Below are 12,019 nucleotides of genomic sequence, written 5' to 3'. Positions count from 1 at the left end.
CCGTGCACTCACCCCGCACTCTTTCCGAGCCGTGTGTCGTGGTCGGGCCGTGTGTCGTGGTCGGGCTGCTTGTCGTGGCCGGGTTTCGGGGTGGCGAGGAGGGTGTCCAGGGTGGCGAGGGTGGGTTCCACGACGGCGGCCGCGGCGGTGGCCGCCGCCTGCGGGTCGCCGGCCGCGATCGCGTCCAGGACGGCGCGGTGGCGGGCCGGGCCCGCCTCGGGAACCTCGCGGTCCAGCCGGATCGCGCGCATCGACTCGTGCAGCCGGCCGAGGAAGAAGCGCATGGCCTCGATGAGCAGCGGGTTCCGGGACGCCTCCGCGACGCCGAGGTGGAACCGGGCGTCGGCGGCGCCGAACGCGTCCGGCTCGGTGGCCTCGTCCCGGGCGCGGAGCAGGTCCTCCAGCCGCGCCAGGTCGTCGCCGGTGCGCCTGCGGGCCGCGAGCCGCGCCGCCTGCACGTCGTAGGCGAGCTGCACCTCGAACACGTCCCGCGCCGAGGCCCGCGCGACCCGGCGCAGCAGCGGACGCGGGTCGGCGCTGCTGCGGACGTAGGTCCCGTCGCCGCGCCGCACCTCCAGCACCCCGACGTGCGACAGCGCCCGGATCGCCTCCCGCACGGCCGGGCGGCTCACACCGAGCTGCGCGGCGAGGTCCAGCTCCGCCGGTATCCGCGCGCCGACGGCCCAGGATCCGTCGCTGACCTGCGCCTGGAGCTGTTCGAGCACGGCATCGACCGTCGATCCGCCCGCAACGGGACTCAATCCCACGGAACCCTCCCAAAGTAAGACGTCAGACATCTTACGAGAGGTGATCCCGGCGGCGGCCTCGGCCTGACCGGCGGTCGAGGCGGACCCGCGGTGGCCGCAGGGAGGGGTCTCGGCGACCACCGCGGGCTCGGACAACGCCCGCCGGGCGGCGGGGGCGGGAAACCGTCCGGCGGGCGTCGCGTCCGGTGCCGGGCCAGGAGGGTCAGTTCGGGCCGCGGGGCTTGCGGTGCTTGGCGTGTCCCAGCGGTCCCGGCCGCTTCCGCGGTTTCCGGCGCGCTCGGGCGGAGGCCCGGCCGGGCCGCTCGTCCCGGCTCCCGCGCGCCTCCGGCAGTTCCCTCTGCCGGGCGGCCTCCTCGTCGCGCCGCGCCTGCTCGATGTGCGCCATGACCGCGCGGTGCGTCACCGACGGGGCCGGGTCGCGGCGCGACCGCTGCGCGGGGCTGCCCTTGATGACACCGCCCTGCACCGGTCCGCGGTTCGGCAGGCCGCCCATCGGGTGCCGGCTGCTCGGCCGGATGCGGGACGCCGCCAGCGTGAGCGCGACCCAGAAGACGACCGCCAGGAAGATGACGGCCGGTCCGATGTAGAGGAACCAGCGGTCTCCGACGCCGCCGGGGGGAACCATGGGGTTGGGGTAGTCGGCGAGCATGAGGCGACACCTCCTCGCCCCGGCCCCTACCCCGCGTCAGGCGGCTAACCGCCGGGTCACCGCCCGGCGCCGGTCACATGCCGCGCGACTGGGAGATGGAACCGGACGTGGCCAGCGTGAACGTCCGCATCGACTCGGCGAACTTCGACAGGTCCCACTCGGCCGGGCCCTCGTACCAGTAGAGGTTGTCGGCGCCCTCGGCCCGCTCGCCCGCGTCCTTCACCGTCTCCGCCCACGTCTGGACGGTGTCGAACACGACCGCGTACGGCAGGAAGCGGGAGAACAGCGCGATCCGCTGCCGGGACGCGACCGCGTCCCCGCCGTCCGGGACGGCGCCCCGCTCCAGGAACGCCCGGAACCCGATCGTGTGCGCGAGGACGGTGGCGCCGCGCGCGGTCTTCGCCGGCATGTACTGGCCGCCATAGGCCAGCGCCGCGCCCGCGATGATCAGCGCGAGGCCGGCCAGCGCCCACTCGGTGGTGAGGGCCAGTGCGACCGTCCCGGCGATGCCGAGCAGCGTCACGAGGATGCCCGCGATCGTCCACCGGGACCGGACGGTGTCGGGCCGCCGCGCGAACCAGCCCTGCTTCACGACGTCGTCGTACATCGCGGACCTGACCTGCGCCAGCTTCGTCGCGAACGTCCCGCCGAGCTCCGACAGCTTCACCGCGTCGCGGCCCGTCCCGTCGGGGGCGGTGAGCAGCGCGTCCAGCAGGATCCGCTCGTAGGGGAGCAGGTCGACCTGGGGACGGTCGAGGCGGCGCAGCGTCCAGTCGAGGCGGCCGGTGCGGGCCCGGTCCTCCTCCTCGATCAGCAGGTAGCCGCGTACCGCGAGGTCGACGATCGTCGCGGTCACGTCGATCACGTCGGCCTGCTCGTCGATGAGCGTGCCGACCTGGCCGGGACGCACCCCGTCCGGCGGCTCGAACTCGGCCCCGGCGAGCGGCGCCTGGTCGCCCTCGGCGGCCTTCTTCCCGACGACCCGGGCGTCCCGCCCGCGCAGCAGGTAGAGGCCGGCGACGCCGCCGACCAGCAGCACCAGCAGGCCGGCGAGCGCGCCGCCGGTCACCGCGTTCACCGAGAACGCCGTCGCGACCGTGTGCCGCCGCTCGTGGATCGCGCGGCCCCCGGTCGTGCCGGCGGGCAGGCCCGCGACGACCGTCATGAACTCGCCGGGCAGCATCCCCTGCTGCGCGTAGACGCCCTGCGTGTGCGTGTGGTTCGTGTAGTACTGCGTGCAGCCGATCGTGCTGCCGATCGGCCCGGTGAAGCAGTTGACGCTGCGGATCATCGCGCCGCCGTCGACGGTCGCCTTCGCCTCGTCCAGCGGGACCTTCCAGCCGCCGACCACCGGCCAGCGCAGCTCCTCCGCCGCGCCCATCGGGGTGATCGCGCCGCGCAGGTCGTACTCCAGCACGACGGTGCGGTCGCCGGTGAGGGCCTTGGCGCCGCTCACCTCGACGGTCGTCCGCAGGCCCGAACTGGACGTGCTGACCTTCGTCGGACCGCCGTCCGGGCTGCTCGCCCGCAGGCCGCCGAGCTTCCAGACGCGGTCCTCGCTGAGGCTCTCGTGGGTGCGGGCCTGGAACTGCCGCGCGAAGCCCTTGCGACCGGCGAACCGGTAGACGATCGTCTCCTTCACCTTGACGGTGCCGCCCTCGCCGGCGGTGAGGACGACCTCGTCCTTCAGTACCCGCTCCGCCGCCGCGGCCGTCCCGGACGCCGTGCCCGCCGCCGTCCCGGCCACCGTCGGAGGGGAGGTCAGGACGGGGATCAAGAGCGCGGCCGACACCGTCAGGACGACTGGCCGGAACCGGAACAACGCCGCAAGAGCAGACATGGCCGCAAATAGTATCGGCAACGCGTGCGATGATTCTGCGCTATGGCAGGTCACTACCCCCCGCCGCCCCCTCCGCCCGGGCCACCGGCGCCGCCCTACGGCCGGCCTCCGCACGGCGGACCGCCCTACGGCGGACCCCCTTACGGTGGGCCGCCCTACGGTGGGCAGCCGCCGCGCGGCCCCGGGTACGGGCCGCCTGCCTACGGACAGCCGCAGTACCGGTACGTCCCGATGCGTCCGCCTCCGCGCCGCAGCGCCGGCGGGACGATCGCGGGCATCTTCGGCGGGCTGACGGCCCTGGTCGTCGTCGCGATCCTCGGGCTCGCCGCGCTCGGCGGGACGCAGAACGCGACCGGGAGCACGCGGACGCCGACCTCGTCCGGTGGCGGCGACACGGCGCTGTCGTCCAAGGAGAAGGCCACCAACAGCCCGCTCTACCGGACGGGTTCGCTGACGTCGGTGAGCTGCCGGCTGCCGCGCATCCTGCCGTCCGCCGCGTCCATGCGCCAGTTCATGGACACGCTGAGCGACTGCCTCGACTCCGCGTGGACCAGGCAGTTCCGGAAGGCCGGGATCGCGTTCGACAAGCCCAAACGCGTGTTCTGGGTGGACCCGGGACGCAGCCCGTGCGGCACCTACCCCGCCCCCGGCGCGTCCGCGTTCTACTGCCCGGCCAACAACACGATGTACGTCGGGCTGAAGCACGTCGTGGAGACGTCGGGCGGCGAGCCGCTGTCCCACTACGCGGTGTACGCCCGGGTGATCGCGCACGAGTACGGACACCACGTCCAGGACCGCGCCGGGATCCTCCGCTACGGGGACCGGCAGATCGAGAGCGGCGACGAGGCCACCGGCAACGCGGCCAGCCGCCGCATCGAGCTGCAGGCGCAGTGCTTCGCGGGCGCGTTCCTCGGCAGCGAGCGCGCCACCCTGCCGATGACGCGCGAGCAGTACGTCGCGATGATCATGGACGTGCGGGGCCGCGGCGAGGACCGCAAGCCGGTGGACGAGCGCGACCACGGCTCGGGCGCCCACTACGCGGGCTGGGTGGTCGCCGGCTTCAACGGCCGCGACCTGACCGTCTGCAACACCTGGATCGCGCCACCGTCCAAGGTGAGCTGACCCGGGCGGGTTGAGTGCTTTGCCCGCGGGCGTCTGAGCACGGGTACTCATGCCCGGGGCGCGGGCGGCGCGCAGGCTTGGGGCATGACGAACACCAAGACGCCCCCGCCCGCCGGCAGCACCGCGTTCTTCCTCCAGGCGGCGATCTCGTTCGCCGTGTCCAGCGCCGCCGTCGCCATCGGCGTCGCGTACCTGCCCGTCAGCGCGTGGGTCCGCGGGTTCCTCGCGCTCGGCCTGCTGTACGTGATCACGTCGACGTTCACGCTGGCCAAGTGCGTCCGCGACAAGCAGGAGGTCCAGGCCATCACCAGCCGGGTCGACCAGGCCCGGCTCGACAAGCTGCTCGCCGAGCACGACCCCTACTCGACCGCGAATCTGTGACCTGCCTGACCTGCCCCGCCGAGCCCGGCCCCGCCCTCCCGGCGGCGCCGGGCTCCGACCTTTCCCGGCCCCGCCGGCCCCGCCTCCCCACGCCCCTTCCTCGCCCCCGTACCGTCCTGACCTGCGACTTTTCTGACCTTTCCGGCATGTGACTCGTTTCACCACAAAGTGCTAGCTGGGGCGCTTGCAATTGCAAGCACCATGACGCAGTGTGGAGGCATGGCAAGTTCGAAGGTCGGCTCCATCGGGGAGTACATCCGGGAACAGCGCACGCGCGCGAAGATCTCGCTGCGCCAGCTGGCGGACGTCTCCGGGATCTCCAACCCGTACCTGAGCCAGATCGAGCGCGGCCTGCGCAAGCCGAGCGCCGAGATCCTGCAGCAGATCGCCAAGGGGCTGCGGATCTCCGCCGAGGCGCTGTACGTGCAGGCGGGCATCCTTGAGGACCGCGAGGCCGACACCGACGTCCAGGCGGCCGTCCGGGCCGACCTCCTGCTCACCGAGCGGCAGAAGCAGGTCCTGCTCGACATCTACGCGTCGTTCCTCAAGGAGAACGAGGCCACGGGCGTGGTCGGCGACGGGTTCGCCGCCACGGTCGCACCCGAACGAGCAGTACCCGAACCAGCAGACGCACAGAACGGAAAGGACGAGGTCGGATGACGCTGGCCAGCAACTTCCGAGAGAACAAGGCCGTCTACGCCGTGGCCGGCGCCGGCGACTTCGCGGTGGAGAAGCTCCGTGAGGTCCCCGGCCAGGTGGACCGCTACCGCGGCCAGGTCCGCGAGACCGTGGACCGCTACCGCGGCGAGGTCTCCCGGTACCAGGAGCGCGTGGACGCCAAGGACCTGCCGGGCGCGGCGGTCGCGTACGCCACGCAGGTCGGCACCCGGGCCGCCGAGATCATCGACGAGCTCGCCGAGCGGGGCCGCAAGGTCGTGAACCGCGAGGCCGCCGAGGTCGCCGAGATCACCGGGACCGACGCCAAGCCGGTCGCCAAGGCCCGCACCGCGGCGCCGCGCCGGACCACCGGCACCGGCTCCACGCGGCAGGGCCGCCCCACCGCGAAGAAGTAACGGCACCGCGAGGACCCGGCCGGGAACACCCGGCCGGGTTCCTTCGTCTCTCCAGCAGGCCGCCCCGTCCCTTCAGGCACGACGTCCGCCCTACAGGACGGTGCGCACGAGACGGTGCGCACAGGGCCGGGGCGCATAGGGTTGGGGCGGGAACACGCCGTGTGCGCGACAAGGAGTCGCCGTCCGAGACGAGCAGGAGCGCTGATCGCCGATGTCGGGCTTCAATGTGCTGGACTATTTCTTCTGGCTGCTGCTGATCATCGCGTTCGCCATGGAGGCGTGGGCGCTGATCGACTCGCTGACCGTGCCCACCAGCGCGTTCTCGGCGGCCAGCAAGCAGAGCAAGAAGCTCTGGATGATCATCTTGATCGTCGCGACCGTGGTCGGCGCCGCCTACGCCGTCGCGCCCGCCGCGCTCGGCGCCAGCCCCATCGCGCTGCTGCTCGGCATCCTCCCGGTCGCCGCGTTCATCGGCGCCGCGATCTACCTGGCCGACGTCCGCCCGGCCGTGGCGCCGTTCAAGAAGAACAACGGCGGCCGCGGCGGTTCCCGATCGGGCCCCTACGGCCCCTGGTGACCTCGGACAGATTTAGAGTACACAGAGAGCCTGAGAGTGTACACTTCTCCCCATGGAAAGTGTCCCGTTGAAGGATGCGCGTGGTCGGCTCGGCAAGATTCACTCCGCAGCCGCGCACGGGCAGCCGGTTGAGATCACCCGCCATGGCTCCGCTCCAGTCGTCGTGGTGTCCAAGACCATGTACGACGTCATGTTCACCGATCACCTTCGCTGGCAGGCCGAGCAGTTCCGCAAGGCGCTGGACGAGGGGGCCGTCCCCGAAGGGACCCTCGTCATCCACCGCGACGATCTCGATCGCTGGCGCGATGCCACCCCGGAGGAGTGGGCGGCGGGCAAGCTCGATGCCTGACCACCTCATGGTCCCGCCGGGCACTCGTCGGCAGATGGCCGCGCTTCCGGAGGCTCTCCGGAAGCTCGTCTTCGACGTCATCCTTCTGCTACTGGAACAGCCGCAACCGCCCGGTAGCCGGCCCTACGAGGGTGTCGCCGACATGTACTGGCTGGAACTCGATGATGTGACGATCTACTACAACGCCTACGGCACAGGCACGATCATCATTCAGCAGGTCATCGTCAACGATTGAGAAGCGAGTCAGTACACCGGATCGTCGACATCGTCGGCCTCGACACCCAGGCCGACGGCGGCACGCACGTCGGCTCCACCAAGCAGATCGGCCGCGTCACGGTCGCCAAGATCGAGAACAAGGGCCGCGGCTTCCGCCGCCTCCGCATCAAGATCACCGACTGACGTGAAGGTCGGGTGCCGGGGGGTTCAGGGGGACGGGCTCGACAGGGCCTCTACCGAGACCAGGCCGTGTTCGACGATGTCGACGGCGCGGTCGAGGGCCGTCCGCATGGCGAGCGGGTCGTAGCCCCCGCGGCGGCAGTGCGCGACGACCGCCTGCATGCCGCCGATCGCGACGCCGGACGCGGCGACCGCGTCGATCTCCGAGATGCCGGGGCACAGGTCGCGCAGCAGGGCCTCGATCGCCTCCTGGGCGTCGGTCATCCGCTGGAGCGCGCGGGCCCGCAGGGCGGGACGCTCCAGGACGAGGGCGACCTGGACGGCGCCGTAGTCGGCGTGCTCGGTGACGATCGCGTTGAGGACGTCCACGATGCTGCGCCGGATCGTCTCCATCGGCGTCTCGCCGGGGGTGCGGCGCAGCCGCTCGGCGACCTCGGCGAGCCGGTCGTCGATCTCGGCGAAGACCACGTCCTCCTTGGACGGGAAGTAGCTGAAGAACGTGCGGGGCGCGACGTCCGCGGCGGCGGCGATGTCGGCGATCGTCGTCTCCTCGTAGCCGCGCTCGGCGAACAGCCGCAGCGCGGCGGTCGCGATGGCCTGCCGGGTGCGCAGCTTCTTGCGCTCCCGCAGGCTCGGCCTGTCGTCCATGTGACGGACGTTACCATGACTGCAAAGTTGCACCTATTGCAAATCTGCACCGATGGGTGTTCTCTGCGAGCATGGCGCGATTCCTGGACGCACTCGGGCGGCTCTGCGTGCGGCGGCGGCGCACCGTCTTCGAGCTGTGGGTCGCCGTGATGCTCGGCGCCGGCGTCCTCGGGATCATGCACGGCGGCATGTTCGTCCAGCAGAGCACGCTGCCCGGCACCGAGACGCAGCGCGCCATCGACACGCTCGCGCAGGACTTCCCGGCGATGACCGGGCCGACCGCGACCGTCGTGTTCCACGAGACCGGCCAGGCGAGCCCGGCCGACTGGCGCGTCGCGCTCACGATCGGCCAGTCGATCGAGAACATCGGCGCGCTGAAGCGGGTCGCGTTCGTCGAGAACCCCTACGTCCAGGGCATGGGCGGGCTGAAGGACGACAACGCGGTCGTCGTCCGGCTCAACTTCACCGGCACGATGAGCGACGTCGGCCACGCCGACCTCGACGCGCTCAACCAGGCCGTCGAGCCCGCGCGGATGGCCGGGCTGGAGGTGAAGTTCGGCGGCATCGTCGCGATGATCCTGAACCAGCCGAAGGGCGGGCCGCAGGAGGGCGTCGGGATCGTCCTCGCGCTGGTCGTGCTGCTGCTGGCGTTCGGGTCGTTCCTCGCGGCGGGCCTGCCCATCCTGGTGTCGCTGTGCGGGATGGCCGTCGCCTACTCGCTGATCCATTTCTCGGCGTCGTTCTTCCAGATCGCGCCGACCGCGCCGATGTGCGCGGCCATGCTCGGCATCGGCGCGGGGATCGACTACGCGCTGTTCATCGTGACCCGGTACCGGCAGCAGCTCGACGAGGGCGACGACGTCGAGACCGCGGTCGGACGGGCCATGGCGCATTCGGGGCACGCCGTGGTGTTCGCCGGGGGCACCGTCGTGTTCGCGATCTGCGGCCTGTTCCTGTCCGGGATCGAGTTCGTCGGGATCATCGGGATCTTCACCGCGCTCGCCGTCGCGATCATGGTCATCGCCGCGCTGACGCTGCTGCCCGCCGTCCTCGGCGCGCTCGGGCACCGCATCGACCGGTACAGGCTGCCGCGCGTCCGCCCCGACCGGAGTTCGCACCGCTGGACGGCCTGGGGACGGCACGTCGACCGGCACGCCTGGCCCTACGCGATCGTCGCGACGCTCGTCCTGCTGACGCTCGCCGTCCCGACCCTCAGCCTGCGGTTCGGGGTGATGGCGGACAGCATGTCGTCCCCGAAGATGGAGGCGCGGCAGGCCTACGACATCGTCGCCCGCGAGTTCGGCGCCGGCCACTACAGCCCGTTCGTCGTGGTCGCGAAAGTGCCCGGCGAGGAGAAGCGCGCCAAGCCGAAGCGGGTCGTGCCGACGGTGGACGGCCGCGAGGGGCTGACGGGACTGACGAAACCGGCCGCGCCCGCGCCGAGCCCGTCCCCGCAGGCCGCCCTGCCCAAGGGCGCGCCGGACCCGGCGAAGAAGCCGGACAAGGACGCGATCCTCATCGCGCAGGAGCTGCAGAAGCGGATCTCCGAGGCGCCCGGCGTCGTGTTCGTCGGCGATCCGGTGGTGACGGGGAAGACGGCGATCCTGACGGTCATTCCGCGGGACGCGCCGCACGCGCAGTCGACCACCGACCTCGTCCACCATCTGCGGAACGCCGAGATCGCCGCGGTGCGGGACGCCAACCCCGGCGCCGAGATCTACCTCGGCGGCGAGAACCCCGCGATCATCGACCTCGCCACGACGGTCGGCGACCGCATGCCGGTCGTCGTCGTCGCGGTCGTCGGCGTCGCGCTGCTGCTGCTCGTGATCGCGTTCCGGTCGGTGGTCGTCCCGCTGAAGGCCGCGGTGATGAACCTGCTGTCGATCGGGGCGTCGTTCGGCGTCGTCACCGCCGTCTTCCAGTGGGGCTGGGGGATCCGGCTGCTCGGCGTGGACCAGGCCATCCCGATCATGTCGTTCATCCCGCTGTTCATGTTCGCCCTGATCTTCGGGCTGTCCATGGACTACGAGGTGTTCCTGCTGTCGCGGATCAAGGAGGAGTACGAGCGGACGGGCGACCCGCACGAGTCCGTGGTGATCGGCATCGGGGCGACCGCCCGGCTCATCACCTCGGCGGCGCTCATCATGATCTTCGTGTTCGCGAGCTTCGTCCCGCAGCCGGACCCGACGATCAAGATGATGGCGCTCGGTCTCGCCGTCGCCGTCGCGATGGACGCCACGATCGTGCGGCTCGTCCTCGTCCCGGCGCTGATGAGCCTGCTCGGCCACGCCAACTGGTGGTGGCCCGGCCGGTCGCGCCCGGTGCCGCCCCCGCCGCCGGAACCGGAACCGGTCGCCGAGCAGCTGGAACTGGAGCTGACGAGCTGACGCGCCCGGTCCGCCGAGTGTTCTGCGGAGTCGCGGGTAGATGCGGGTCGGACACTCGGGGGGACACATGCGCGTTGCCGCGGTACGCACGGTCGTGCCAGAACACCGCTACGACCAGGACGAGATCACGCGGGCCGTCGTCCAGCGGACGGACGCCAACCCGGAGCTCGCCCGCCGCTTCCATGCCGCGACCCAGGTCACCGGCCGCAGCCTGGCGCTGCCGATCGACGAGTACGTGAAGCTCGACGGGTTCACCGGCTCCAACAACGTCTACATCGAGGCGGCCGTCGAGCTGGCGGCGCGCGCCGTCCAGGACGCGCTCGGCAACGCCGGATGCGCCCCGGACGACGTCGACCACCTGATCTTCTGCTCCTCGACCGGGGTGGCGACGCCCTCACTGGACGCCCGCGTCGCCCAGCGCGTCGGCCTGCGCGAGGACATCACGCGCGTGCCGATGTTCGGCCTCGGATGCGCGGCGGGCGCCGCCGGACTGTCCCGGCTCTACGACACCCTGCGCGCCTGGCCCGACCATGTCGCGGTGCTGGTCTGCGTCGAACTGTGCTCGCTGACCGTCCAGCGCGAGGACATCTCGGTCGCGAACCTCGTCGCCAGCGGCCTGTTCGGGGACGGCGCCGCCGCGGTGGTCGCGCTCGGCGACCGGCGGGACACCGGCTCCTACCGGGGGCCGCGGGTGGTCGCGACCCGCAGCAGGCTCTACCCCGCCACCGAGCGCCTCATGGGCTGGGACGTCGGCGACCACGGCCTCCGCATCGTCCTGGCCGCCGACCTGGTCGACCACGTCGAGGCGAGCCTGGCCGGCGACGTGGCCGCGTTCCTCGGCGAGCACGGACTCTCCCCGGACCGGGTCGGCTCGTGGGTGTGCCATCCCGGCGGCCCGAAGGTGATCGAGATCATCCAGCGGGAGCTCGACCTGGCGCCGGACGCCCTCGACATCACCTGGAACTCCCTGCGCACGATGGGGAACCTGTCGTCGGTGTCGGTGCTCAACGTGCTGGAGGAGACGATCGCGCAGCGCCGCCCGCCCGACGGCGAACCGGGCCTGCTGATGGCGCTCGGCCCGGGCTTCTCCGCCGAACTCGTCCTACTACGCTGGTGAGCGCCCCATGAACCGCCGCACGAACCGCCGCGCGAGCCGCCGCGCGGACGGCTCGGCGAACCGCACTGCGAACCGCTGCGCGGACGGCTCGGCGAACCGCTCCGCGAATCGCTATGCCGGGCTGATCGGGCTCGTCGCCGCCGAGAGGCTCGCCGAGCTGGCCGTGGCGCGGCGCAACCGCGCCTGGGCGAGGCGGAACGGCGGGGTCGAGCACGGCGCCCGGCACTATCCGCTGATCGCCGCCGCACATGCCGGCCTGCTGGGCGGCGCGCTGCTGGAGGCCCGGCGGGCGCGGTTCGTGCCGTCGATCGGCTGGCCGATGCTGGCGGTGGCGGCCTCCGCGCAGGCGCTGCGCTGGTGGTGCATCGCGAGCCTGGGGAAACGGTGGAACACCCGCGTCATCGTGGTGCCGGGCATGCCGCTGGTGAGCCGCGGCCCCTACCGGCGGCTGCGGCACCCCAACTACGTGGCCGTGGTCGCGGAAGGTGTCGCGCTGCCGCTCGTCCACACCGCGTGGCGTACTTCGCTGCTGTTCACAGCGTCCAACCTGTGGCTGCTCAGAACCCGCATCAAGATCGAGAACAAGGCCCTAGCCCACACCCCCACACCCGAACCCACCCACCGGGAGCGTGCCGTCACCGTCCCAGACCTCCACCACGCAGACGCGGCCGTCCGAACGGGCGTCCACCCGGACCTCGTCGGTGACCGCGTGC

General features: G+C 72.0%; 15 protein-coding genes. 11 read left to right on the top strand and 4 right to left on the bottom strand.

Annotated features, from left to right (window positions below):
• Positions 1–8: 8 nt before the first annotated feature.
• The 3 genes from ABZ806_RS25280 to ABZ806_RS25270 form a co-directional block, all read right to left on the bottom strand.
• Complete coding sequence (locus ABZ806_RS25280) at positions 9–725, bottom strand: FadR/GntR family transcriptional regulator (protein ID WP_500219857.1); 717 nt, start codon at positions 723–725, stop codon at positions 9–11.
• A gap of 244 nt (positions 726–969) precedes the next feature.
• A complete protein-coding gene (locus ABZ806_RS25275; protein ID WP_500219856.1) occupies positions 970–1,416 on the bottom strand; it encodes a hypothetical protein in 447 nt (148 codons plus the stop codon).
• Positions 1,417–1,489: 73 nt separating this feature from the next.
• Positions 1,490–3,256 (bottom strand): DUF2207 domain-containing protein, encoded by a 1,767-nt coding sequence (locus ABZ806_RS25270; protein ID WP_500219855.1) that lies wholly within the window; start codon positions 3,254–3,256, stop codon positions 1,490–1,492.
• Positions 3,257–3,487: 231 nt separating this feature from the next.
• Here ABZ806_RS25270 and ABZ806_RS25265 point away from each other — a divergent pair, with 231 nt between their 5' ends.
• The 8 genes from ABZ806_RS25265 to ABZ806_RS25230 all read left to right on the top strand — a co-directional run bounded on the left by ABZ806_RS25265 (position 3,488) and on the right by ABZ806_RS25230 (position 7,157).
• The gene (locus ABZ806_RS25265) at positions 3,488–4,378 is read left to right on the top strand and encodes a neutral zinc metallopeptidase (protein ID WP_500219854.1); all 891 of its coding nucleotides are present in this window, start codon (positions 3,488–3,490) and stop codon (positions 4,376–4,378) included.
• 84 nt (positions 4,379–4,462) lie between these two features.
• Positions 4,463–4,759: a YiaA/YiaB family inner membrane protein gene (locus ABZ806_RS25260; RefSeq protein ID WP_500219853.1), complete on the top strand. Its 297-nt coding sequence runs from the start codon at positions 4,463–4,465 to the stop codon at positions 4,757–4,759.
• A 219-nt stretch (positions 4,760–4,978) separates the two neighbouring features.
• On the top strand, positions 4,979–5,419 hold the full coding sequence (locus tag ABZ806_RS25255) for a helix-turn-helix domain-containing protein (RefSeq protein WP_500219852.1): 441 nt from the start codon (positions 4,979–4,981) through the stop codon (positions 5,417–5,419).
• Positions 5,416–5,832 (top strand): hypothetical protein, encoded by a 417-nt coding sequence (locus tag ABZ806_RS25250; protein WP_500219851.1) that lies wholly within the window; start codon positions 5,416–5,418, stop codon positions 5,830–5,832. The genes ABZ806_RS25255 and ABZ806_RS25250 overlap by 4 nt, the downstream gene beginning before the upstream one ends.
• Before the next feature lie 211 nt (positions 5,833–6,043).
• Entirely contained in the window at positions 6,044–6,409 is a 366-nt protein-coding gene (locus ABZ806_RS25245) for a DUF2516 family protein (protein ID WP_500219850.1), read from the top strand.
• Between the two features lie 52 nt (positions 6,410–6,461).
• Positions 6,462–6,758 carry a type II toxin-antitoxin system prevent-host-death family antitoxin gene (locus ABZ806_RS25240; protein WP_500219849.1) on the top strand — a complete coding sequence of 99 codons (297 nt, stop codon included), beginning with the start codon at positions 6,462–6,464 and terminating at the stop codon, positions 6,756–6,758.
• Between the two features lie 34 nt (positions 6,759–6,792).
• The gene (locus ABZ806_RS25235) at positions 6,793–6,993 is read left to right on the top strand and encodes a hypothetical protein (protein ID WP_500219848.1); all 201 of its coding nucleotides are present in this window, start codon (positions 6,793–6,795) and stop codon (positions 6,991–6,993) included.
• The gene (locus ABZ806_RS25230; RefSeq protein WP_500219847.1) at positions 6,990–7,157 is read left to right on the top strand and encodes a hypothetical protein; all 168 of its coding nucleotides are present in this window, start codon (positions 6,990–6,992) and stop codon (positions 7,155–7,157) included. The genes ABZ806_RS25235 and ABZ806_RS25230 overlap by 4 nt, the downstream gene beginning before the upstream one ends.
• A 24-nt stretch (positions 7,158–7,181) precedes the next feature.
• On the opposite strand, the gene ABZ806_RS25225 is transcribed toward ABZ806_RS25230, so the two are convergent.
• The gene (locus tag ABZ806_RS25225; RefSeq protein ID WP_500219846.1) at positions 7,182–7,802 is read right to left on the bottom strand and encodes a TetR family transcriptional regulator; all 621 of its coding nucleotides are present in this window, start codon (positions 7,800–7,802) and stop codon (positions 7,182–7,184) included.
• Positions 7,803–7,873: 71 nt separating this feature from the next.
• On the opposite strand from ABZ806_RS25225, the gene ABZ806_RS25220 reads away from it, so the two are divergent.
• The 3 genes from ABZ806_RS25220 to ABZ806_RS25210 all read left to right on the top strand — a co-directional run.
• Complete coding sequence (locus tag ABZ806_RS25220) at positions 7,874–10,189, top strand: MMPL family transporter (protein WP_500219845.1); 2,316 nt, start codon at positions 7,874–7,876, stop codon at positions 10,187–10,189.
• Positions 10,190–10,256: 67 nt separating this feature from the next.
• A complete protein-coding gene (locus tag ABZ806_RS25215; protein WP_500219844.1) occupies positions 10,257–11,306 on the top strand; it encodes a type III polyketide synthase in 1,050 nt (349 codons plus the stop codon).
• A gap of 7 nt (positions 11,307–11,313) precedes the next feature.
• Positions 11,314–12,019 (top strand): isoprenylcysteine carboxyl methyltransferase family protein (locus ABZ806_RS25210; protein WP_500219843.1); only part of this gene is annotated, 706 nt, incomplete at its 3' end.

Origin of the sequence: Spirillospora sp. NPDC047418 (assembly GCF_040643275.1) — a bacterium.
Lineage (GTDB): Bacteria > Actinomycetota > Actinomycetes > Streptosporangiales > Streptosporangiaceae > Spirillospora.
The sequence above is the reverse complement of the archived record's forward strand: the minus strand, read 5'-3'. Positions and strand labels throughout refer to the sequence as shown.

What these genes read in the sequence shown, in the direction of transcription:
- ABZ806_RS25275 (WP_500219856.1), bottom strand. Translation starts at nt 1,416, where the DNA reads ATGCTCGCCGACTACCCCAACCCCATGGTTCCCCCCGGCGGCGTCGGA.
- ABZ806_RS25270 (WP_500219855.1), bottom strand. Translation starts at nt 3,256, where the DNA reads ATGTCTGCTCTTGCGGCGTTGTTCCGGTTCCGGCCAGTCGTCCTGACG.
- ABZ806_RS25265 (WP_500219854.1), top strand. Translation starts at nt 3,488, where the DNA reads ATGCGTCCGCCTCCGCGCCGCAGCGCCGGCGGGACGATCGCGGGCATC.
- ABZ806_RS25260 (WP_500219853.1), top strand. Translation starts at nt 4,463, where the DNA reads ATGACGAACACCAAGACGCCCCCGCCCGCCGGCAGCACCGCGTTCTTC.
- ABZ806_RS25255 (WP_500219852.1), top strand. Translation starts at nt 4,979, where the DNA reads ATGGCAAGTTCGAAGGTCGGCTCCATCGGGGAGTACATCCGGGAACAG.
- ABZ806_RS25250 (WP_500219851.1), top strand. Translation starts at nt 5,416, where the DNA reads ATGACGCTGGCCAGCAACTTCCGAGAGAACAAGGCCGTCTACGCCGTG.
- ABZ806_RS25245 (WP_500219850.1), top strand. Translation starts at nt 6,044, where the DNA reads ATGTCGGGCTTCAATGTGCTGGACTATTTCTTCTGGCTGCTGCTGATC.
- ABZ806_RS25240 (WP_500219849.1), top strand. Translation starts at nt 6,462, where the DNA reads ATGGAAAGTGTCCCGTTGAAGGATGCGCGTGGTCGGCTCGGCAAGATT.
- ABZ806_RS25235 (WP_500219848.1), top strand. Translation starts at nt 6,793, where the DNA reads ATGGCCGCGCTTCCGGAGGCTCTCCGGAAGCTCGTCTTCGACGTCATC.
- ABZ806_RS25225 (WP_500219846.1), bottom strand. Translation starts at nt 7,802, where the DNA reads ATGGACGACAGGCCGAGCCTGCGGGAGCGCAAGAAGCTGCGCACCCGG.
- ABZ806_RS25220 (WP_500219845.1), top strand. Translation starts at nt 7,874, where the DNA reads ATGGCGCGATTCCTGGACGCACTCGGGCGGCTCTGCGTGCGGCGGCGG.
- ABZ806_RS25215 (WP_500219844.1), top strand. Translation starts at nt 10,257, where the DNA reads ATGCGCGTTGCCGCGGTACGCACGGTCGTGCCAGAACACCGCTACGAC.